This window comes from Microvirgula curvata, assembly GCF_054781615.1.
The window spans coordinates 34,383-55,381 of the sequence record NZ_BAAGUB010000021.1 but is presented as its reverse complement, the minus strand read 5'-3'; the positions used below and the strand labels follow the sequence as shown (position 1 = coordinate 55,381).

Sequence of the window (20,999 nt, the reverse complement as noted above, 5' to 3'; positions counted from 1 at the left end):
GTCAAGTGGCGTGCCGCCGCTATAATCGTCGGAATATCGCTTTTGCAACGGAAACCGCACTCATGACCGATCTGCACTATGCCCTCATTGCACTCGCTGTCGCCGTGATCGCAGTGGTGTACGGCTACAACGTCTGGCAGGAACAGCGCTTCCGCAGAAAAACCGCTGAGTCGTTCCGCCAGAATCAGTCCGACCCGCTACTGGACACGCCGAACCACCAGGTTCGCGACGGCAGCGCCGAGCGGCTGGAACCGAGCCTGCTGGCCGATGACGACGCGCCGCGCGAGTCGCTGACCGCCTTCAGTGCCACCGATGCCGAGCCGGTCGCAGCCCCGCGCGACAGCCTGCCCGATGACGATGCACCGCTGCCGGAGCTGGACGAGGCGTCCGAGCCGCGTCTGGCACAGCAGCCGGCCGTCCCGCAGACTGAAGAGGTGGAATCGCCGTTGCCGGACCTGGCCGACGAGCCGGCCCCCCTGGTCGCGGAAGACCCGCAGGAACCGTCGTTCGATGCCGAGCCGGTCGTCAGCGCCATCAACGGTGCCGACCGCCAGGCCCTGATCGTGTCGATGCTGGAACCGACGCTCGACTTTATCGCCGAGGTGGCCTTCTCCCCGGCGGCGACGCTGCAGGCCTGGCCGCGCATCGACGCCCAGCGCCGCATTCAGGTCATTGCCCGCAGTGCCCAGGGTGAATGGCTGGTCGCCAATGGTGCCCCGCCGGCCACGCCGGTCAGCCACGTCCATATCGGCCTGCAACTGGTCGATCGCGGCGGCGCGGTCAGCGAAGCCGAGATCGGCCAGTTCGTTGATCAGGTCGAAGACTTTGCCGCCCACCATGGCGGTCTGGTCACCCTGCCGCAGAGCCAGCCGACGCTGGCGGCCGCGCGCGAACTCGACCGCTTCTGCGCCGATGTCGACGTGCTGATCAACCTGAACCTGATCGCGCACAAGCCGTTCTACGGCACCAAACTGCGCAGCCTGGCCGAAGCCCACGGCATGCATCTGGAGGCCGACGGCCGCTTCCACTACCTGTCCGAGTCCGGCAACAGCCTGTACTGCCTGTCCAGCGGCGACGACCGACCGTTCTCGCTGCAGGACCTGCTGGAAAAGCGCTACAGCCGCATTTCGCTGGTTTTCGACGTGCCGCGCGTGGCCGGCAGTGCCGACGTGTTCGAGCGTGCAGTCGCCTTCTCGCGCCAACTGGCGCAGCTGCTCGATGCCGAGCTGGTCGACGACACCCGTCGCCCGCTTTCCGATGCCAGCCTGGCGGTCATCCGCCAGCAGCTGGCCCAGATCCACTCCCGCATGGATGACCGCGGCATCGCCCCCGGCTCCATTGCCGCCCTACGCCTGTTCGCATGACCCTCTCCGCATCACCTGCCGCGCGCGCAGCCCAGCTGCGCGCGCTTTTGCATCGTTACAATCACGAGTATTACGTGCTCGACGCACCCAGCGTGCCCGACGCCGAATACGATCTGCGCTTCCGCGAACTGTGCGAGCTGGAACGCGCGCACCCCGAACTGCGCAGTGCCGACTCGCCCAGTCAGCGTGTCGGCGGCCTGCCGCTGGCCGCGTTCGGCGAAGTCCGCCATGCAGTACCGATGCTGTCGCTGAACAACGTCTTTTCCGATATGCAGGCCGACGACCCGGCTCAGCGCCATGCCGAGCTGCTGGCCTTCGATGCCCGCGTGCGCGAAGGCCTCGGCCGCGAGCGGGTCGAATACGCAGTCGAACCGAAATTCGACGGTCTGGCCGTCAGCCTGGTGTACGAGGACGGTGTGTTCGTGCAGGGCGCGACCCGTGGTGACGGCAGCACCGGCGAGAACGTGACCGAGAACCTGCGCACCGTGCAGTCGATCCCGCTGCGGCTGACACCCCCGCCGGCGACCGACCTGTTTGCCACACCGTTGCCGGCACGACTGGAAGTGCGCGGCGAAGTGCTGATGCTGAAGCGCGACTTCGAGCGGCTGAACGCCGACCAGGCCGCCGCCGGCCTCAAGGTCTTCGTCAATCCGCGCAATGCCGCCGCCGGCAGCCTGCGCCAGCTCGATTCCCGCATCACGGCCAGCCGCCGGCTGGCTTTCTTCGCCTACTCGCTGGTCGAACCGGACGGCGCCGACGCGCCGCCATCCCATTCCGCCACCATGGACTGGCTGCAGCAGCTGGGCTTCCCGGTCTGCCGCGAGCGTACGGTGGTGTGCGGGGTCGAGGCGCTGATCCACGAGTACGAGTCCATTCTCGAACGGCGCGCCACGCTGCCGTTCGATATCGATGGCGTGGTGTACAAGGTCAATGCCGTCGCCGACCAGCATCAGCTCGGCTTTGTGTCGCGCGCACCGCGCTTCGCGATCGCGCACAAGTTTCCGGCCGAGGAAGCACTGACCGTGGTCGAGGCGATCACGGTCCAGGTCGGCCGCACCGGCGCCGTGACCCCGGTCGCCCGCCTGCAGCCGGTGTTCGTCGGCGGCGTGACCGTGACCAATGCCACGCTGCACAATGAAGACGAGGTCCGGCGCAAGGACATCCGCATCGGCGACACCGTGATCGTCCGCCGCGCCGGCGACGTGATCCCGGAAGTCGTGGCCGCCGTCGCCGACCGCCGGCCGGCCGATGCCGCTGAATTCGTCATGCCGACGCAATGCCCGGTCTGCGGCTCGCATATCGTCCGCGCCGAGGACGAAGCCATCGCGCGCTGCTCCGGCGGGCTGTACTGCTCGGCCCAGCGCAAGCAGGCGCTGCAGCACTTCGCCAGCCGGCGGGCACTGGATATCGAGGGTCTGGGCGAAAAACTGGTCGACCAGCTGGTGGAAAAGCAGTGGGTGACCACGCCGGCCGATCTGTTCCGGCTGCAGGCCGATCAGCTGGCCGGGCTCGATCGCATGGGCGACAAGAGCGCGCAGAACCTGGTACAGGCGATCGACGTCGCCCGCCATACCCGTTTCGAGCGCTTTATCTACGCGCTCGGCATCCGCAATGTCGGCGAGTCGACCGCGCGCGACCTGGCGCGCCACTTCGGCACCCTGGATGCGCTGATGGCCGCCGACGAGACCGCGCTGGTCGCGGTGCCGGATGTCGGCCCGATCGTCGCGCGCTCGATCGTCGACTTCTTCGCCGAGTCGCATAACCGCGACGTCGTCGCTGACCTGTGCGCGCTTGGCGTCGACTGGCCGCAGGTCGCAGCCACTACGGACAGCTACGTCGACGGCGTGGCCGGCAAGACCTTCGTGCTGACCGGCACCCTGCCCACCCTGACCCGCGATGACGCCAAGGCACGCATCGAGGCCGCCGGCGGCAAGGTGGCCGGCAGCGTGTCAAAAAAGACCGACTATGTGGTCGCCGGCGACGCGGCGGGCAGCAAGCTGGACAAGGCACAGGCGCTCGGCGTAGCCATTCTCGACCAGGACGGGCTGCTGGCACTGCTTGGGTCATAGGACGCTTTTCCGTCTCCGGCCCCCTCAAAAACACCTGCAAGACATATCTTGCAGGCGTTTTTATTTGCCTCGCCTATCTGGCCAGCATGACGGTTGCGGCAATGCGACCCCTGATTACCATTCGTGGCCAGACCGGGGTTTCCTTGATGTGACCCAGCAAATGCGACGACCCGCTCCGTAATATCAACGGCAATGCAGTGTCACTGCCTGCGTACCCGCTTTTATCAAACCTTCATGGGAGTCATCATGGATCGTCGCACTTTGCTCAAGTCGTCCGGTTTGCTGGTCGGCCTCGCCGCCCTGGGGTCGCGAGCCGTGGCGCAGACCCCGGCAACGGCGGCCCCGGCCGCCAATGACAGCCCGGCGGTATTCATTCCGTCGGCCGACACGCCGCTGCGACTGAATTTCAACGAGAACTCGCTGGGCATGTCGCCGCGCGCCAAACAGGCGCTGGCGGCCGTGCTGCCCGGCCAGTCATGCCGCTATCCGGACGACGCGCGCGAAGCGCTGGTCGCCACCATTGCCCGCCTCAACGGGCTGAGCGACAAGCAGGTGATCCTCGGCAACGGCTCGTCCGAACTGATCCACACCGCCGTCCTGAACGCAGCGCTGACGCCGAATGCCCAGTTGGTGGTCGCCGATCCGACCTTCAACAACGCCGAGGTCCACGCCAAAGCCATGGGTCTGAAAACGGTCAAGATCGGCCTGACCCGCGATCATGTGCTCGACATTGCCGGCATGCGTGCCGCCGCCGATGCCCACCCGGGCCCGAGCACCATCTATCTGTGCAATCCGAACAACCCGACCGCCACCATCACCCCGGCGGCCGTGATCGACAAGTGGATCGCCAGCGCGCCGGATCGCGTGACCTTCATCGTCGACGAGGCCTACCACGAGTACGTGACCGACCCGCGTTACCAGAGCGCGATCAAGTGGGTCAAACAGGGCAGGAAAAACGTGATCGTGCTGCGCACCTGCTCCAAGGTCTTCGGTCTGGCCGGGGTCCGCGTCGGCTATGCCTTCGCCCATCCGGACACCATCGCCCAGTACGATGCGCACATCTCGATCGACAATATCAACCTGGCCGGCGCCGCCACCGCCCGCGCCTCGCTGGAAGATGCGGCATGGATCCGGCACAGCCTGGCCTCGACCGCGCAGGGTCGGGCCATCGCCGTCGACGCCTTCAAGCGCCTGCACCTCGACTACATGCCGTCGCAGGCCAACTTCATCATGCACCGGATCAAGGGCAGCACCACCGCCTATCAGGCCGAGATGAAAAAGCGCCACGTCCTGGTCGGACGGCTGTTCGACCATACCGATGGCTGGAACCGCCTGACCATCGGCACCCCGGAGGAAATGCGCGCCTTCGTCAAGGTACTGGACGGCATGCGGCGCGACGGGCTGGTCTGAGCGTCTGACTGCAGCAGAAAAAATCGGAGCCTGGTGCAAGCACCGGCTCCGATTTGCTTTATGGCACTGGTACTATGACGACCGATCCCGTCTTGCGCCGGGAAACGCTGCTCTGCATCCCATTACACGAAGACTTTTCATGAAACCGATCCGTAAAGCCGTATTCCCCGTCGCCGGCATGGGCACCCGTTTTCTGCCCGCCACCAAGGCCAGCCCGAAAGAAATGCTGCCAGTGGTGGACAAGCCCCTGATCCAGTATGCCGTCGAGGAAGCGGTCGCCGCAGGCATTACCGAGCTGGTGTTCATTACCGGGCGCAACAAGCGCGCCATCGAGGACCATTTCGACAAGGCCTACGAGCTGGAAAACGAACTGGAGCTGCGCAACAAGCATGTGCTGCTCGACACGGTGCAGGACATCCTGCCGAAGAATGTATCCTGCGTGTATATCCGCCAGGCCGAAGCGCTGGGACTCGGTCACGCCGTGCTGTGCGCACGACCGGCGGTCGGCGACGAGCCGTTCGCGGTCATCCTGGCCGACGACCTGATCGACATGCCGAATGGCGCCATGGCAGAAATGATTTCCTGCTACCAGACCACCGGCAGCTCGGTGCTGGGCGTCGAGCGCGTACCGCGCAGCGAAACCGGCTCCTACGGCATCGTCGAAGTACGCGACGAGAACGGCCTGCAGCGCGTGACCAGCATCGTCGAGAAGCCGAAACCGCAGGATGCGCCGTCCGATCTGGCCGTGGTCGGCCGCTATATCCTGACCCCGGCCATTTTCGACAAGCTGCGGGCGATCAAGCCCGGCGCCGGCGGCGAGATCCAGCTGACCGACGGCATCGACCTGCTGATGCGCGACGAGCCGGTACACGCACTGGCGCTGAGCGGCGTCCGCTATGACTGCGGCTCCAAGCTCGGCTATCTGAAAGCGACGGTGGATTTCGCACTCAAGCACCCGGAAGTCGGCGCCGCGTTCGACAACTGGCTGGCCGGGCGCAAATAACGCTAGAATCGCGTCCGACCGGCGGGGAACCGTCATCGACCAGGCCGCTTCCTTCGCGAAGCGGCTTCGCCGTTTCCGTTCCCTTGCCCTACCCCATATTGTTCAAGGAACCGATCATGCCCAATGTTGCCGCTGCCCGTGGCTTGCTCAATAGCGCCGACGTGCTGTTCACGGCGGAAGAAGTCAGCGTCGCCGTCGACCGCATGGCGACCGAAATCACCGCGCTGCTGGGCGACGAATACCCGCTGGTGCTGTCCGTGATGGGTGGCGCCGTGGTGTTTACCGGCCAGCTGCTGCCGCGTCTGCAATTCCCGCTCGACTTCGACTATGTGCACGTCAGCCGTTACGGCGACAAGACCCAGGGCGGCGCCATCACCTGGCGCACCGCGCCGAAGGAAGACGTGCGCGACCGGGTGGTGCTGGTGCTGGACGACATCCTCGACGAAGGCGAAACCATGGCCGCCATCCGCGAAAAAGTGATGGAAATGGGTGCCAAGGCGTTCTACAGCGGCGTGTTCGCCAACAAGCTGATCGACAAGCCGAAGCCGATCAAGGCCGATTTTGTCGGTATCGACGTGCCGAACCGCTATGTGTTCGGTTACGGCATGGACGTCCGCGGCGCCTGGCGCAACCTGCCGGCCATTTATGCGCTGAAATAACCGGGGGCACCGACGGCCTGAGTGGCGTCGGTACAGGCCCGACTGATTGCAGCGTTGGCGGTCACGTCAGCGCCCTGGTCGAGCCCGGCCCCTTCCGTCCCCGCCGCCGCGGGGAAACCTCGCTTCGCTCGTCCGTTCTGCGTGGCAGCGCAAGTGATGGTGGGCACCGACGGCCTGAGTGGCGTCGGTACAGGCCCGACTGATTGCAGCGTTGGCGGTCACGTCAGCGCCCTGGTCGAGCCCGGCCCCTTCCGCCCCCGCCGCCGCGGGGAAACCTCGCTTCGCTCGTCCGTTCTGCGTGGCAGCGCAAGTGATGGTGAGTACCGACGGCCTGAGTGGCGTCGGTACAGGCCCGACTGATTGCAGCTCCCGGAGGGCGACAGCCCTCCGCGGCGGCTGTCATGCCGGGTCGAGCAGGTGTCCCATCCGGGTGCGCTTGGTCTGCAGATAGGCCCGGTTGTCGGCGTGCTGCGGCACGGCGTGCAGCAGCAGTTCGGTCACCGGGATGCCGGCCGCTTCGAGGGCGACCTTCTTGTCCGGGTTGTTGCTCATCAGCCGTACCGATCGCACGCCCAGCAGGCGCAGTATGTCGGCGGCAAAATCGTAGCGTCGCGCGTCGACCGGCAGGCCGAGCGCCACATTGGCCGCCACGGTATCCAGCCCGCTGTCCTGCAGCGCATAGGCCTGGATCTTGTGCCCGATGCCGATCCCGCGCCCTTCCTGGCCGCGCAGGTACAGCAATACACCGCACCCCTGTTCGGCAATGCGCTGCAGCGCCAGATCCAGTTGCTCGCCGCAATCGCAGCGGCGCGAACCGAGCACGTCCCCGGTCAGGCACTCCGAGTGCATCCGCGCCAGCACGCCGTCGCCGGAGGGCGACCCCATGGTCAGCGCAAGGTGTTCGATGCCGCTGCTGCGGTCCCGGAACGCGTGCGCAACGAACTCCCCGTGTGCAGTCGGCAGCCTGGCGCTGCCAACCGCCTCGACCCGCAACGCGCGGGTCCCGGGCGCAACGGCGGAGTCGGGTGGCATCAATGACATGTTGTTTCTTCCTTACTGTAACGCGGCATGCGAGCCGCGCATCATCCATCAGCAACGGGCGTGACGGCAATCCTCCACCGCCCGCGGGGTGGACCGGGTTCCCAGTGTACACGTCGTTTTAGTCGTGATTAGAACGAAAATATCGATCGATATCATCAGACTGGCTGTGCTTTCACGAATTGTATTGCTCAAAATTATATTTTGCACAATACAATTTAACGACCTATGATAAAGGCCATCACATCCCGTGTTTCCCTTCCCGACCTGAACAGGAGTCTCACCATGGCCACCGTTACGCTTCGCGGCACCCCGATCGACGTCACCGGCACGCTGCCGGCCCCGGGCAGCACGGCCCCGGCTTTCACGCTGGTCGGCGCCGATCTGGCCGATGTGCCGTTGAGCCAGTTCGCCGGCAAGCGCAAGATCCTGAACATTTTTCCGAGTGTCGACACCCCGACCTGCGCCATGTCGGTCCGCAAGTTCAATGAAAAAGCGGCCGCACTGAACAACACGGTGGTGCTGTGCATCTCGGCCGACCTGCCGTTCGCGCAGAAACGCTTCTGCGGCGCCGAAGGCATCGACAATGTGGTCACACTGTCGACACTGCGTGGCGGCGAGTTCCTCGCTCACTACGGCGTGCTGCAGTCGTCCGGGCCGCTGGCCAGCCTGGCAGCGCGTGCGGTCGTGGTCCTCGACGAGCATGACAAGGTACTGCATGCCGAACTGGTGGCCGAAATCGGCCAGGAACCGGATTACAGCGCCGCCCTCGCCGTGTTGTAATCCCGTGCCATTCCGGCCGCAGCCCCCGCTGTGGCCGGAACGCCCCAATGATAGAGACCGATGACCGACCCGCTCAGACTGGACCAGCAACTGTGCTTCCCGCTGTACGCCGCCAGCAATCTGCTGACGCGGCGCTACCGTCCGTTGCTGGAAGCGCTCGGGCTGACTTATCCACAGTATCTGGTCATGCTGGTGCTGTGGGAAGACGCGCCCAGAACCGTCGGTGAACTGGGCCGTCTGCTGTATCTGGACAGTGGCACGCTGACGCCGCTGCTGAAACGGCTGGCGGCGCAGGGGCTGATTGCCCGCCAGCGCGCCGAGGAAGACGAGCGGCGGGTGATGATCTCCCTGACAAAGGCCGGCTGGGCGCTGAAGCAGCGCGCCGTGTCGGTTCCGGAGGCCATGCTGTGCCAGCTGTCGATGACGCCGGCGGAGTTCACGACGCTTCGTGCGCAATTGCAGGCGCTATTGGCTACGCTGGCCGCCCCGCCGGGGTGAGCGTGGCCGGCGCTTCTGCTACCCTTCGCGCCTTCTCCGTCATTTGATACTGCCCATGCCCCGCCCCAAAGCCCTGTTTCTTGTCGGCCCGACCGCCAGCGGCAAGACCGGTCTCGCCATCTCGCTGCAGGCACGGTTTCCGCTGGAACTGATCAGCGTCGACTCGGCGCTGATCTACCGGGACATGGATATCGGCACTGCCAAGCCGACCGCCGACGAACTGCGCCAGGCCCCGCATCATCTGATCGACATCCTGTCACCGCTGGACAGCTATTCGGCAGCCCGGTTTGTCAGCGATGCGCGCGCGCTGATGGACGATATCGTCGCGCGCGGCCGCATTCCGCTGCTGGTCGGCGGCACCATGCTGTATTACCGCGCGCTGAGTGCCGGCCTGTCCGACCTGCCGCAGGCTGATGCCGCGATCCGCGCCGAAATCGACCATCAGGCGGCATTGCACGGCTGGCCGGCCATCCACGCCGAACTGGCGGCCGTCGACCCGGTCACGGCCGCACGACTGGCGCCGAACGACAGCCAGCGCCTGCAGCGTGCGCTGGAGGTCTGGCGCATCAGCGGTACGCCGATGTCGGCCTTCCATCAGCAAAGCCAGGGCGAAGCGCTGCCGTACGATGTGCTGAAACTGGCACTGTGGCCGCAGGAGCGCGCCTGGCTGCACGAGCGCATCGAGCGGCGTTTTCAGATGATGCTGGAAGCGGGTTTTCTCGACGAGGTGCGCGCGCTGCGGAGCAAGTATCCGGGCCTGCATGCCGATCTGCCGTCGATCCGCTGCGTTGGCTACCGCCAGGCCTGGTCGCTGCTCGACGGCCAGTGCGACCAGCGCACCTTTGTCGAGCAGGGCGTGGCCGCCACCCGCCAGCTGGCCAAGCGCCAGCTGACCTGGATGCGCTCGATGCCCGACCTGCTCCGGCTGGATTGCCAGCAGCCGCTGCTCGAACCGGCCAGCGCGGCGGTCGCCCGCTTCCTCGCAGAATGAACAACGCCCCGGCCGCGAAGTCGCGGCCGGGGCGTTTGCGCCATCCCGCAGATCAGCGCTGCTGGGCGCGCAGGCGTTCGAGTACGGCGTAGATCGGGTTCAGCATCGCCTCGCCGAGGCGCAGGCTGCGCTGACCGTTCCAGCCATAATCGTCATCCGGCAGGTTGGCGTTGTCCTTGAACGGCATTTCCAGCGTATAGGCCAGGCAGTCGAAAGTATGGCCGACCCAGGCTGTCGCCATCGACAGATTGGCTTCGCCCGGCTTGTCCTTGTCGTAGCCCTGCTCGTCCTGGAAGTCCGGGCTGGCCAGTTCCAGATGGTGCTTGAAGGCGGATTCCAGCTCGGCGATGCGCTCGCTGTAGCCCGGCACGCCCTCGGTGCCGGCGACGAACACGTACGGTATCGCCTCGTCACCATGGATGTCGAGGAACAGGTCGACGCCGGTTTCGCGCATCTTGGCCTGTACGCAGTACACCTCGGGGCTGCGTTCCAGGCTGGGCGACAGCCACTCGCGATTCAGGTTGGCACCGGCGGCATTGGTGCGCAGATTGCCGCGCACCGAGCCGTCCGGGTTCATGTTCGGAACGATGTAGAAGGTGGCATGTTCGAGCAGGATGCGCGAAATCGGATCCTGCCAGTCGAGCAGACGGCGCAGCAGGCCTTCGGCAAACCATTCGGCCATGGTTTCGCCCGGGTGCTGGCGGGCGATGACCCAGATCTTCAGGTCGGACGACACCTCATGCCCGACCGTCAGCAGGTTGATGTCGCGGCCATCGATGGTGGTGCCGAGGTCGGTAACCTGGCAGAGGCCGGAACCCTGCGCCTCGCCGATCAGGTCGAGGTGGCGTTCCCAGCCATACGGCTCGAAGTAGGCGTAGTACACGCTGTTGGCCAGCGGTGTGTGCTCGACGGTCATGATGTTGCCGTCGTAGCTGGCCGGCACGCGGAACCAGTTGACGCGGTCGTACGACGCGCACAGGTTGTAGTCTTCCCAGCCGGCCGGATAGGCGGTTTCCCCGGTATTGAGGAAGCGCATCACACAGGGCTGGTAGGCCGCCCCCTGCAGACGAAAGTGGAACCACTGAGTGAATTCCGATGCATTGTCGGCGCGAATCTTGAGCTGAATATCGTCAAAGCGCTCCGCGCTGACGACTTCGATACTGCCGGAGTCGAACTGTGTGCTGATTTTCATGGCGTCGTGCGATAGGTCGGCTGGAAGACTGAAGCCGTCATTGTAGCCCTGCCGGCACGCAACCAAAACCCTGAGAGCCGACAAGGAATTGCCCCGGCCGGCCGGCAGGGGCAATTCTTCAATGCGGTGAGGCGTTAACTGCCGTCAGGCGGTCAGACCTGGCTGCTGGTCGCCTTCTTGGCATTGCTCTTGACGGCGTCGGCGGTCGCGGTGGTCGCTGCCTTGACGCTGGAACCGGCAAAATCGGAAACCTGCTGCGCGGCCTTGGTCAGGCTGTTGACGGCGGCGGCCGAGGCGGCAATGCCGGACTTGACGGCATTGATGGCGCTGTCACTGCCGGCCGGGGCGTTCTTGGCCAGCGTGTCGATGGTGCTGATCAGCGACTTGTTGTACTGACCGATCTGTTCTTCGGTCAGGCGGGCGACTTCGGTCTGGACTTCCGACACCACTTCGTACAGGTTGCGCGAGTGGTTGACCACCTGCTCGACGGCCGATGCCGTCACCTTGTTCAGTTGCTGGGCAGCCTGCTGCGGGTCGGTGGTCTGGCTCAGTTCGCGAACCAGCTTGCCGTTTTCTTCCAGCGACTGGCGCGAAGCATCCAGTTGCAGACGAACGATGCGTTCGACGCCGGCCAGCGAGATATGAGCGAGGCGCAGCAGCGATTCAAACTGGTTGAAATGGGCTTTGCTGAGTTCTTCCTGATTGAACATTTACATTTCTCCTAATGTAGAGTGCGCGTAAAGGGGGGGCGGCACTCAATTGTGCTCTGCAACATGCAGGGGAATTCTAGAAGTCGAATTTGGCATAGTCAACAAATCAGATTGTTGGACATCAATAATTATCTTTTTATGATGAAGAACTTGCGCTCCGCCCCCTCCGGCGGAGATTTCTGTTTCATTCATCCGCAATGCGAAAAAAATATCTCGTCGGATGGCGCATCGCGGCAAAAACCTACCGCCAACGTGGTCGCGCCGCTATGATGGCGTCGGACGAGACAACGAGCGCCTGTCCCAGCCGCCGGGCAAGGCGACAAAAACCCAATAACAGCCGGAGATAAACCATGAGCAGCGAGAAACGGGTTATCAAGAAGTACCCGAACCGCCGTCTGTACGACACCGCGACCAGTTCCTACATCACGCTCGAGGACGTCAAGCAACTGGTTGTCGAGAACGTTGACGTGCAGGTGATCGACGCCAAGTCCCAGGACGACATCACCCGCAGTGTGCTGCTGCAGATCATCCTCGAAGAGGAATCGTCCGGCGCGCCGCTGTTCACCTACGATGTGCTGACCCGGCTGATCCGTTTCTACGGCAACGCGATGCAGGGGCTGATGGGCGGTTACCTGGAAAAGAACCTGGAGCTGTTCTCGCAGATGCAGGGCAAGCTGCAGGACCAGACCCGGCAGATGATGAGCGACAGCCCGATGACGCAGAGCAAGAACCTGTGGGCCGATTTCATGAAGTTCCAGGGCCCGGCGGCGCAGAACATGATGACCAATTATCTGGAACAGAGCACCAATCTGTTCGTCGAAATGCAGAACCAGATGCAGGAACGCACCAAGCAGCTGTTCACCGGTTTCAGCTTCCCGGCCTACCCGGCCGATGGCGACAAGCCGGCCGAGGGAGCACCGGCCGATACCCGGCCCGACAGCGGCAGCAAGGAAAGCAGCAAGTAGCCCGTCCTCGACGCGAAACGGACCGGGCCGGAAAGGCCCGATGCCGCACAGACCGGCAGGACATCACCCCTCGATGCAGGGGTTTTTCTTCGCCTGCGTCACCACGACCGGATAATGGATTGCGCGCAGTCAAAAACAATGACACTGTTATCAAATGACCCAGCAAGACTTGTATAATTTGTTGCTTGATCCATCGTTATCACTCGAGGTGACCACCATCGACGCCCAGCGCACCATCGGCAAGATAGTCACGCCGGAACTGCTCACCTGTCGACCGGAAACCACCATCGCCGAAGCGGCCAGACGCATGCGCGAAGCGGTCTGCGGATCCATCCTGGTGACGAACGAAAATGGTGAAGCGGTCGGCATCTGGACGGAAGCCGATGTACTGCGCCTCGACCTGCTGGATCCCCATGCCCTGTCCCACCCGATCTCGTCGGTCATGTCGAGCCCGGTCAAGACCCTGCCGCACAACATCACCTTCAGCGAAGCCGCCGTCTACTTCCGTCATCACAATATCCGCCACTATCTGGTGATCGACGATGACAACCGCTACCGCGGCGTGCTGTCGCAAACCGATGTGGTACTGAACCAGGGAGCCGAATTCTTTCTGCAGCTGAAGGAAATCGGCACCATCCCGCTGCGCCCGCCGCTGCGGGTCGCCCATTCCCTGCCACTGGCCGAAGTGGCCAGGCAGATGCGCCAGGAGCGCCAGGACGCGGTGATCGTCGACTACGACGATGGCGGCGAGCCGGGCATCCTGACCCAGCGTGACGTGCTCCGGCTGGTGATCAAGGAACAGGCACAGACCGCCGCCGGCGAGCTGGCCAGCCGCCCGCTGCAGACCCTCCGCCAGCACACCAGCCTGTACTCGGCACGCAAGATGATGTCCGAGCACCGGGTTCGCCACCTCGGCGTCCTCGACGACAACGAGCAACTGCGCGGACTGGTCGGTTTTGCCGACATCCTGGCGCAGATCGAACACGAATACATGCAGGAGCTGCACTCGGCGCTGAAGGAACGCGACGAAGCGCTGAATGCCTCGCGCCAGAACCAGCGCCTTGCGCACAAGGTGTTCGAGTCGACGCTGGAAGGCATCCTGATCACCAACGCCGCCGGCATCATCGAGTCGGTCAACCCGGCCTTTTCCCGCATTACCGGCTGGACCCAGGACGATGTGGTCGGCAAGACGCCGAAGGTGCTCAGTTCCGGCCGGCAATCGGACTCGTTCTATCGTCACATGTGGACCAGCCTGCAGGAAAACGGCTTCTGGCAGGGCGAGATCGTCAACCGCCGCAAGGATGGCAGGAATTACCACGAGCACCTGACCATCACCGGCATCAGCAACGAACAGGGTGTCTACACCCATTTTGCCGGCATTTTCACCGACATTACCCAGCGCAAGCTGAATGAAGAACGGCTGCACTACCTGGCCAACCACGACTCGCTGACCGGGCTGCCGAACCGCACGCTGTTCATGGAACGGCTCAGTGCCTCGATCACCAGCACCCGGCGCAACCAGAAGCAGATGGCGCTGATGTTTCTCGACCTGGACCGGTTCAAGATCATCAACGACACCCTCGGCCACCAGGCGGGTGACCGCCTGCTGTGCGCCGTGGCCGAGCGGCTGACCGCCACGCTGCGCGAGAGCGACACCGTCGCCCGGCTCGGCGGTGACGAATTCACCGTCATTGTCGAGGATGTGCAGGACGTGCGCCATGTTGCCCGGGTCGCCCAGAAACTGGTCGACGCACTGATCAGTCCGCTGGAGCTGGAAAACCAGGAAATTTTCGCCACCACGTCGATCGGCATCGCCATCTATCCCAGCGACGGCGAAGACGCCGACGTGCTGCTGATGAACGCCGATACCGCGATGTACCGGGCCAAGGAAAGCGGCAAGAACACTTTCGAGTTCTTTACCACCGACATGAACGCGGAGACGGTATCGCGCATGCAGATAGAGTCCGGTCTGCACCGCGCGATCGAGCGGCAGGAACTCAGCCTGTTCTACCAGCCCAAATACCGGCTCGATACCGAGACGCTGTGCGGCATGGAAGTCCTGCTGCGCTGGAACAATGCCGAACTGGGTGCCGTGCCGCCGACCCGTTTCATTCCGGTGGCCGAAGACAGCAACCAGATTCTGGCCATCGGCGAATGGGTACTGGCCAATGCCTGCCAGCAGGCGCAGACCTGGCTGGCGCAGGGCCTGCTGCCCGGCCCGATCGCGGTCAACCTGTCCGGCAAGCAGATCCGCCAGCCGAATATCGTCGAGACAGTGCGCAATATCCTCGAAACCAGCAACCTGCCCGCCTCGTGGCTCGAACTCGAGATCACCGAATCGGTGGCCATGGACAATACCCATGAAGTGGGACGCACGCTGGCCAGCCTGAAGGCGCTGGGGGTACGGCTCGCCATCGACGATTTCGGTACCGGCTACTCGTCGCTTGCCTACCTGAAACGGCTGCCGATCGACGTACTGAAGATCGACCGCGCCTTTATCCAGAACCTGCACGAGGACCCGGACGACGCGGCCATCGTCGTCGCCATCACGTCAATGGCGCACACGCTCGGTCTGGAGCCGATCGCCGAAGGCATCGAGCACGAGGAGCAGTTCCGTTTCCTGCGCGAGAACGGCTGCACCTACGGTCAGGGTTTCCTGTTCAGCCGGCCGGTCCCGGTGCAGGAGATGGACGATCTGCTGGTCGAGAGCCAGGCGCTGCGCGCCTGGGGCAACCCGGATGCACCGCACCACCACCACGGTTAAGCGCTGCCAATGAAAACAGCCGGTGTTGTCGACAACACCGGCTGTTTTTTCGCCTGGCAATTACGCTTGCGGTTCGAGCTTTTCCAGCCCGCGCAGGTACGGCCGCAGCGCGACCGGCACCGTGACCGATCCGTCGGCGTTCTGGTAGTTTTCCAGCACCGCGACCAGCGTCCGGCCAACGGCCAGGCCGGAACCGTTCAGCGTGTGCACGAACTGGTTCTTGCCGTTCTCGTCCTTGAACCGGGTCTGCATGCGACGCGCCTGGAAATCCCACATGTTCGAGCAGCTGGAGATTTCGCGGTAGGTGTTCTGCGCCGGCAGCCACACTTCGATGTCATAGGTCTTGCAGCTGCTGAAACCGGTGTCGCCGGTGCACAGCGTGATGACGCGGTACGGCAGTTCCAGCGCCTTGAGAATCTCCTCGGCGTGACCGGTCAGCTGCTCCAGCGCCTGCATCGAGGTTTCCGGGCGGACGATCTGCACCATCTCGACCTTGTCGAACTGGTGCTGACGGATCATGCCGCGCGTATCGCGGCCATAGCTGCCGGCCTCGCTGCGGAAACACGGCGTATGGGCGGCAAAGCGCAGCGGCAGGTCCGAGGCCTTCAGCAGGTCGCCACGGACCATATTGGTCACCGGCACTTCGGCGGTCGGGATCAGGTAGAAGTTTTCATCGCCGCGCGGAATGCGGAACAGGTCTTCCTCGAACTTCGGCAACTGGCCGGTGCCCTGCAGACTGTCGGCATTGACCATGTACGGCGTGTAGACCTCGGTATAGCCATGGCGTTCGGTATGCGTGTCCAGCATGAACTGGGCCAGCGCCCGGTGCAGCCGGGCCATCTGTCCCTTCAGCACGGCAAAGCGCGCGCCGGACAGCTTGGCGGCGGTCTCGAAGTCGAGGCCGAGCACCGCGCCGACGTCGACATGGTCCTTGACCTCGAAGTCGAAGGTGCGCGGCACGCCGACCCGGCGCATCTCGACGTTCTCGCTTTCGTCGCGGCCGACCGGCACCGAGGCATCCGGCAGGTTGGGGATGCCGAGCAGCAGGGTCTGCAGCTTGCCCTGCAGCGCTTCCAGCGCTGTTTCATTCGCCTTGAGCTCGTCGCCCAGCCCGGCCACTTCGGCCAGCACGGCGCTGGCGTCGGCGCCATTGCGCTTGGCTTCGCCGACCTGCTTGGACAGCGCGTTGCGGCGCGCCTGCAGATCCTGGGTGCGGGTCTGCAGCGACTTGCGCTCGTTTTCCAGCGCGGTGAAGGCGGCGGCGTCGAATTCGAAACCGCGCGTCGCCAGCCGCGCGGCCACGTCGTCGGTGTTGTTTCGGAGTAACTGGATATCGAGCATGAGAATCGGATCCGGATAGGGGGCACACGCCCCAATGGGTTTCAAATGTCTGGTGCGGACCCACGGCGGCCCGCCACGCGGGCGCCATCGGGGAAAAACATCCGACCGGTTTTCGGTCGTTCAGGGGGAATTCTAACAGGACGCGGGCGTTGCAGCCGCTCAGTGCGCGGCCAGCGCCTTGCGCGCGGCACGGCGGCGCTCGGCGGCGGCCCAGCGTGCGCGCTCCTCGCCGTTGTCCGGCGTGAACGGTTCGATGGTGACCGGATGGCCATCGGCATCGACTGCAACCATGCTGAAATAACAGCTGTTGGTATGGCGCACCACCCGGCTGTGGATATTCTCGGCCACGACCTTGATGCCGATTTCCATCGACGTGCGGCCGACGAAATTCACCGAGGCCAGAAACGACACCAGCTCACCGACATGGATCGGCTGCTTGAACGTCACCTGGTCAACCGACAGCGTCACCACATACTGCCCGGCATAACGCGCCGAGCAGGCGTAAGCGACCTGGTCGAGCAGCTTCAGGATCGTGCCGCCATGCACATTGCCGGAAAAATTGGCCATGTCCGGCGTCATCAGCACGGTCATCGAGAGTTTGCGGTTGTCTTCGTTCATGTTCGGCGCCAGGAGGGAGAATCAGGGCAGTCTGCCCGTTTTCTGCCGTTTGCCCAATACCGCCGTCAGGCGACAGGGGTTCTCGCCCGCAGCTGACGCTTCAGCCGGCGCTCGTTGAACATGGTCACCGCTGCCAGCACCGCCAGTGCGCAGGCGATCAGCCCCATGCCGATGGACTCGGCAAAATCGGGCACCTCACCGAGCTGCAGCCAGGCCAGGAACACCGCCACACCGGGAATGGCCAGGATGTTCAGGCTGGCCGTCCCGGCTGACAGCCGGCCCAGCAGCAGCGCCCACACCAGCCAGCCCAGGCCGCCGCCCAGCACGCCGAGGAACAGCAGCGCCATCAGCAGCGGCATGCCCCAGTCGACCGGCCGGTTCGGCACCAGCAGCCACAGCACGACCAGCGGCAGCGTGCCCCATACCATCTGCCAGAAGGTCAGATTGATCGGATCGGCGCCCGGATGGCGGGCGCGGAAGCGCTTGAGCAGGATCACGCTGACCGCCCAGCTCATGCCGGCGGCTATCGCCAGCCAGTTGGACACGCTGTCCGCCTCCAGTGCCCATGGCTCGAGAATGCAGATCAGCCCGGACAGCGCCAGCATGACCCCGATCCACTGCAGCCCCCGCACCTGCTCGCCAAGGAACACCCGGGCGAACAGCAGGGTCCAGAACGGCATGGTGTAGCACAGCACCGACACCTTGCCGGCGCCGCCGGCCAGCAGCGCCAGGTTGGACAGTGCATAGAAACCGGTGTTCTGGGTCAGGCCGATGGCCAGCATGTCGCGAAATGGTGGAGGCGTCAGCGAACGTCGCGTCAGCAGCAGGACCACCAGCAGCGAGGCCAGCGCAAACAGCGAACGCCCGACGGCCAGCCCCATCGGGCTGATATGCATCAGCCCGGTCTTGGTCATGATCCACGAGTAGCCCCACACCAGCCACAGCCCGAGCAGCAGGGCCAGTTGGGCGGCACGGCCCGACAGGATGCCGTTCATGACCGTCCTCCGGCATGACAATGACGGGGAGCGGGGCAGAACGGGCACGGCGGAGTCGGTGACATTTGCAGGGCAACAGGATAGCGAACGGCCTGCAACGCAGCAGGCCGTTCGTTCGTGAATGGAGGGGGACCGGCACAGGCTACGCCGTCGCCCGGGCCAGCGTCAACGCCGGTTCAGTCGAGTTGTGACGTGCAGCAAGGGCAGCGGGTCGCCTTCAGCGGCACGGCGGACAGGCAGTATCTGCATTCCTTGGTCGTCGGCGCTTCCGCTGCCGGCCCGGCCTGTTCGCGCTTGAGCTTGTTCAGTGCCTTGACCAGCATGAATACGGCAAAGGCCACGATGGTGAAACTGACCACCGCGTTGATGAACAGCCCGGCATTCAGCGTGACGGCACCGGCGGCCTTGGCGGCAGCAACGCTGGCATACGGCCCCGGCGTGGCACCTTCCTTCAGCGTGATGAACAGGTTGGCAAAGTCGACCTTGCCGACCAGCAGGCCGATCGGCGGCATGATCACATCGTCGACCAGCGACTTGACGATGGAACCGAACGCGCCACCGATCACCACACCGACCGCCAGGTCGATGACATTGCCACGCATGGCAAATTCCTTGAATTCCTTCAGCATCCCTGATTCCCGTATCTGTTTGATGTCGTGTTTTTAGCAGACCAGTGACATGGTACGTCAATTCAGAAAAACTGAATGAAACACTCAGAACATACCACTATGAACTTGCGCTGCAGCTCGTAGAATCCTGACTGTCAACCGAATTCCCCGAGGAGAAACGATCATGAACGTCCTGAAGATCACCAGCAGTGCCCGCGGCCAGGTCAGCGAATCCACCCGTCTTGCCGACAATTACATCACTGCCCTGCGCGCCGTGCAGCCGGAGCTGAAGGTCGTCACCCGCGATCTCGCCGCCGACGCCCTGCCGCACATCGACGGCAACGTGCTGGGTGCCTTCTTCACACCGGCTGAACAACGCACGGCAGAACAGCAGGCGCTGATCGCCCGTTCGGATGCACTGGTCGCCGAACTCCAGGCCGCTGACGCCATCGTACTGGCGGTGCCGATGTATAACTTCGGCATTCCGTCGACGCTGAAGGCGTATTTCGACTGGATCGCCCGTGCCGGCGTGACCTTCAAGTACACCCCGACCGGCCCGGTCGGCCTGCTCGCCGACAAGCCGGTGACCGTATTCGCGGCCCGTGGCGGCCTGTATCAGGGCACGTCGCACGACACCCAGACCGGCTACCTGAAGGATTTCCTCGGCTTTATCGGTCTGAAGTCGGTGGAATTCGTTTACGCCGAAGGCCTGAATATGGGTGACGAGCTGCGCGCCAAGGCCGAAGCCGAAGCCGCCAGCCGCATTGCCGAGCTGGTTGCCGACTGATACCGCCGCGCCCGGCCAGTCAGAACCCTGCCGATCGGCAGGGTTTTTCATTTTTCGCTCCCGCCCGGATCGCATATATAAATTTAATATATGAAGATGATTTAATATAATTTCTTCATCTGAGTCTGGTGGCAGTAGGATGAGCGCCATGACATCCCGATGCCGTCCCGCCGCAGATCACGACGATGGCCGGCACGCAGGCATGTCAACCCGCACAACACCTGTTTCCGGGCTACGGCTACCGCCGTGAGCCCAGCCGCTCAAGGGGATTTGAAGATGAAAAGCCGCATTCTGCTGCTGGCCGCTGCACTGGCCGCGCTGGCCGGGCATGCCCAGGCCGACAAACTCGACGACATCAAGAAGGCCGGTGTGCTGAAGGTTGGCGTGTTCGACAGCAACCCGCCGTTCGGTTCCATTGATGCCAAGACCCGCCAGATCGTCGGCCTCGATGTCGACGTCGCCCAGGCCCTGGCGCAAAAGCTCGGCGTCAAGCTGGAGCTGCGCCCGACCAACCCGGCCAACCGCATTCCGCTGCTGACGTCGAACAAGGTCGACCTGATCGCCGCCAACTTCACCATTACCGACGAGCGCAGCAAGCAGGTCGACTTCAGCATCCCGTACTTTGCCACCGGCCAGAAGTTCATCGCCAGAAAGGGCGTGCTGAAGCAGCCCGACGATATCAAGAAGGTCCGCGTCGGCGCCGACAAGGGCACGGTGCAGGAAATCACCCTGCGGGAAAAGTACCCGACGGTGAAGGTGGTTTCGTATGACGACACCCCGCTGGCCTTCGCCGCCCTTCGCCAGGGCAATGTCCAGGCCATCACCCAGGATGACGCCAAGCTGATCGGCCTGCTGGCCAATACGCCGGCACAGATCAAGTCGCAGTTCGAGGTGTCGCCGTTCGCGCTGACCCGCGAATACCAGGGCATCGGCATCCCGAAGGGCGAAGACCGTCTGGTCAAGGTCGTCAACGATACGCTGCTCGATCTGGAAAAATCCGGCAAGGCGACGAAGATCTACGACAAGTGGTTCGGCCCGAAAAGCCCGGCCTACCTGCCGCGCGGCGACTTCAAGATCGGCAGCAAGGTCTGATCGCCAGTCCCGGGCCTGCTGAAACGCAGCCCGGTCGACTGCCCTCACCCGTTCCGTCCCGACTGGCCGACATGGCCGGTCGGGCTTTTTTGCTTGGTACTCTGCGGTTTTT

19 protein-coding genes are annotated in these 20,999 nt (G+C 64.0%); 12 read left to right on the top strand and 7 right to left on the bottom strand.

The window, feature by feature from the left end; translation table 11 throughout:
* The first annotated feature begins 62 nt into the window (after positions 1-62).
* The 5 genes from ACYVG8_RS10110 to ACYVG8_RS10090 all read left to right on the top strand — a co-directional run bounded on the left by ACYVG8_RS10110 (position 63) and on the right by ACYVG8_RS10090 (position 6,505).
* Positions 63-1,364, top strand: a complete 1,302-nt coding sequence (locus ACYVG8_RS10110) for a cell division protein ZipA C-terminal FtsZ-binding domain-containing protein (RefSeq protein WP_107888692.1) — start codon at positions 63-65, stop codon at positions 1,362-1,364.
* Positions 1,361-3,433 (top strand): NAD-dependent DNA ligase LigA, encoded by a 2,073-nt coding sequence (gene ligA / locus ACYVG8_RS10105; RefSeq protein WP_460745686.1) that lies wholly within the window; start codon positions 1,361-1,363, stop codon positions 3,431-3,433. The genes ACYVG8_RS10110 and ligA overlap by 4 nt, the downstream gene beginning before the upstream one ends.
* Before the next feature lie 246 nt (positions 3,434-3,679).
* On the top strand, positions 3,680-4,843 hold the full coding sequence (locus tag ACYVG8_RS10100; protein ID WP_107888694.1) for a pyridoxal phosphate-dependent aminotransferase: 1,164 nt from the start codon (positions 3,680-3,682) through the stop codon (positions 4,841-4,843).
* A gap of 139 nt (positions 4,844-4,982) precedes the next feature.
* Positions 4,983-5,846, top strand: a complete 864-nt coding sequence (galU, locus tag ACYVG8_RS10095) for a UTP--glucose-1-phosphate uridylyltransferase GalU (RefSeq protein WP_028500030.1) — start codon at positions 4,983-4,985, stop codon at positions 5,844-5,846.
* Between the two features lie 116 nt (positions 5,847-5,962).
* A complete protein-coding gene (locus ACYVG8_RS10090; RefSeq protein WP_028500029.1) occupies positions 5,963-6,505 on the top strand; it encodes a hypoxanthine-guanine phosphoribosyltransferase in 543 nt (180 codons plus the stop codon).
* A gap of 399 nt (positions 6,506-6,904) precedes the next feature.
* On the opposite strand, the gene ribA is transcribed toward ACYVG8_RS10090, so the two are convergent.
* On the bottom strand, positions 6,905-7,546 hold the full coding sequence (ribA, locus tag ACYVG8_RS10085; protein ID WP_084300239.1) for a GTP cyclohydrolase II: 642 nt from the start codon (positions 7,544-7,546) through the stop codon (positions 6,905-6,907).
* Positions 7,547-7,828: 282 nt separating this feature from the next.
* Between ribA and tpx the strand changes: the two genes are divergently transcribed.
* The 3 genes from tpx to miaA are packed head-to-tail and all read left to right on the top strand — an operon-like array spanning position 7,829 to position 9,815.
* Positions 7,829-8,326 carry a thiol peroxidase gene (gene tpx, locus ACYVG8_RS10080; RefSeq protein ID WP_028500027.1) on the top strand — a complete coding sequence of 166 codons (498 nt, stop codon included), beginning with the start codon at positions 7,829-7,831 and terminating at the stop codon, positions 8,324-8,326.
* Positions 8,327-8,386: 60 nt separating this feature from the next.
* A complete protein-coding gene (locus ACYVG8_RS10075; protein WP_028500026.1) occupies positions 8,387-8,824 on the top strand; it encodes a MarR family winged helix-turn-helix transcriptional regulator in 438 nt (145 codons plus the stop codon).
* A gap of 55 nt (positions 8,825-8,879) precedes the next feature.
* The gene (gene miaA, locus ACYVG8_RS10070) at positions 8,880-9,815 is read left to right on the top strand and encodes a tRNA (adenosine(37)-N6)-dimethylallyltransferase MiaA (RefSeq protein ID WP_460745684.1); all 936 of its coding nucleotides are present in this window, start codon (positions 8,880-8,882) and stop codon (positions 9,813-9,815) included.
* Positions 9,816-9,867: 52 nt separating this feature from the next.
* On the opposite strand, the gene ACYVG8_RS10065 is transcribed toward miaA, so the two are convergent.
* Positions 9,868-11,007: a M14 family metallopeptidase gene (locus tag ACYVG8_RS10065; protein WP_028500024.1), complete on the bottom strand. Its 1,140-nt coding sequence runs from the start codon at positions 11,005-11,007 to the stop codon at positions 9,868-9,870.
* 152 nt (positions 11,008-11,159) lie between these two features.
* Positions 11,160-11,717 (bottom strand): phasin family protein, encoded by a 558-nt coding sequence (locus ACYVG8_RS10060; protein ID WP_028500023.1) that lies wholly within the window; start codon positions 11,715-11,717, stop codon positions 11,160-11,162.
* Between the two features lie 350 nt (positions 11,718-12,067).
* Between ACYVG8_RS10060 and phaR the strand changes: the two genes are divergently transcribed.
* Together phaR and ACYVG8_RS10050 are read left to right on the top strand one after the other, a co-directional pair.
* A complete protein-coding gene (phaR, locus tag ACYVG8_RS10055) occupies positions 12,068-12,682 on the top strand; it encodes a polyhydroxyalkanoate synthesis repressor PhaR (protein WP_028500022.1) in 615 nt (204 codons plus the stop codon).
* A gap of 208 nt (positions 12,683-12,890) precedes the next feature.
* Positions 12,891-15,446, top strand: a complete 2,556-nt coding sequence (locus ACYVG8_RS10050) for an EAL domain-containing protein (protein WP_028500021.1) — start codon at positions 12,891-12,893, stop codon at positions 15,444-15,446.
* Positions 15,447-15,506: 60 nt separating this feature from the next.
* Here the strand turns inward: ACYVG8_RS10050 and serS are convergent, their stop codons facing one another.
* The 4 genes from serS to mscL form a co-directional block, all read right to left on the bottom strand.
* Positions 15,507-16,787, bottom strand: a complete 1,281-nt coding sequence (gene serS / locus ACYVG8_RS10045; protein ID WP_460745682.1) for a serine--tRNA ligase — start codon at positions 16,785-16,787, stop codon at positions 15,507-15,509.
* A 159-nt stretch (positions 16,788-16,946) separates the two neighbouring features.
* Positions 16,947-17,405, bottom strand: coding sequence for an acyl-CoA thioesterase (locus tag ACYVG8_RS10040; RefSeq protein WP_460745681.1), 459 nt, complete (start codon positions 17,403-17,405; stop codon positions 16,947-16,949).
* 65 nt (positions 17,406-17,470) lie between these two features.
* Positions 17,471-18,400 (bottom strand): DMT family transporter, encoded by a 930-nt coding sequence (locus ACYVG8_RS10035; protein WP_028500018.1) that lies wholly within the window; start codon positions 18,398-18,400, stop codon positions 17,471-17,473.
* A gap of 176 nt (positions 18,401-18,576) precedes the next feature.
* Positions 18,577-19,029, bottom strand: coding sequence for a large-conductance mechanosensitive channel protein MscL (gene mscL, locus ACYVG8_RS10030; RefSeq protein WP_028500017.1), 453 nt, complete (start codon positions 19,027-19,029; stop codon positions 18,577-18,579).
* A 163-nt stretch (positions 19,030-19,192) separates the two neighbouring features.
* Here mscL and ACYVG8_RS10025 point away from each other — a divergent pair, with 163 nt between their 5' ends.
* Positions 19,193-19,795 (top strand): FMN-dependent NADH-azoreductase, encoded by a 603-nt coding sequence (locus tag ACYVG8_RS10025; protein WP_315385898.1) that lies wholly within the window; start codon positions 19,193-19,195, stop codon positions 19,793-19,795.
* Positions 19,796-20,071: 276 nt separating this feature from the next.
* Entirely contained in the window at positions 20,072-20,887 is an 816-nt protein-coding gene (locus tag ACYVG8_RS10020; RefSeq protein WP_028500015.1) for an ABC transporter substrate-binding protein, read from the top strand.
* Positions 20,888-20,999 lie beyond the last annotated feature (112 nt).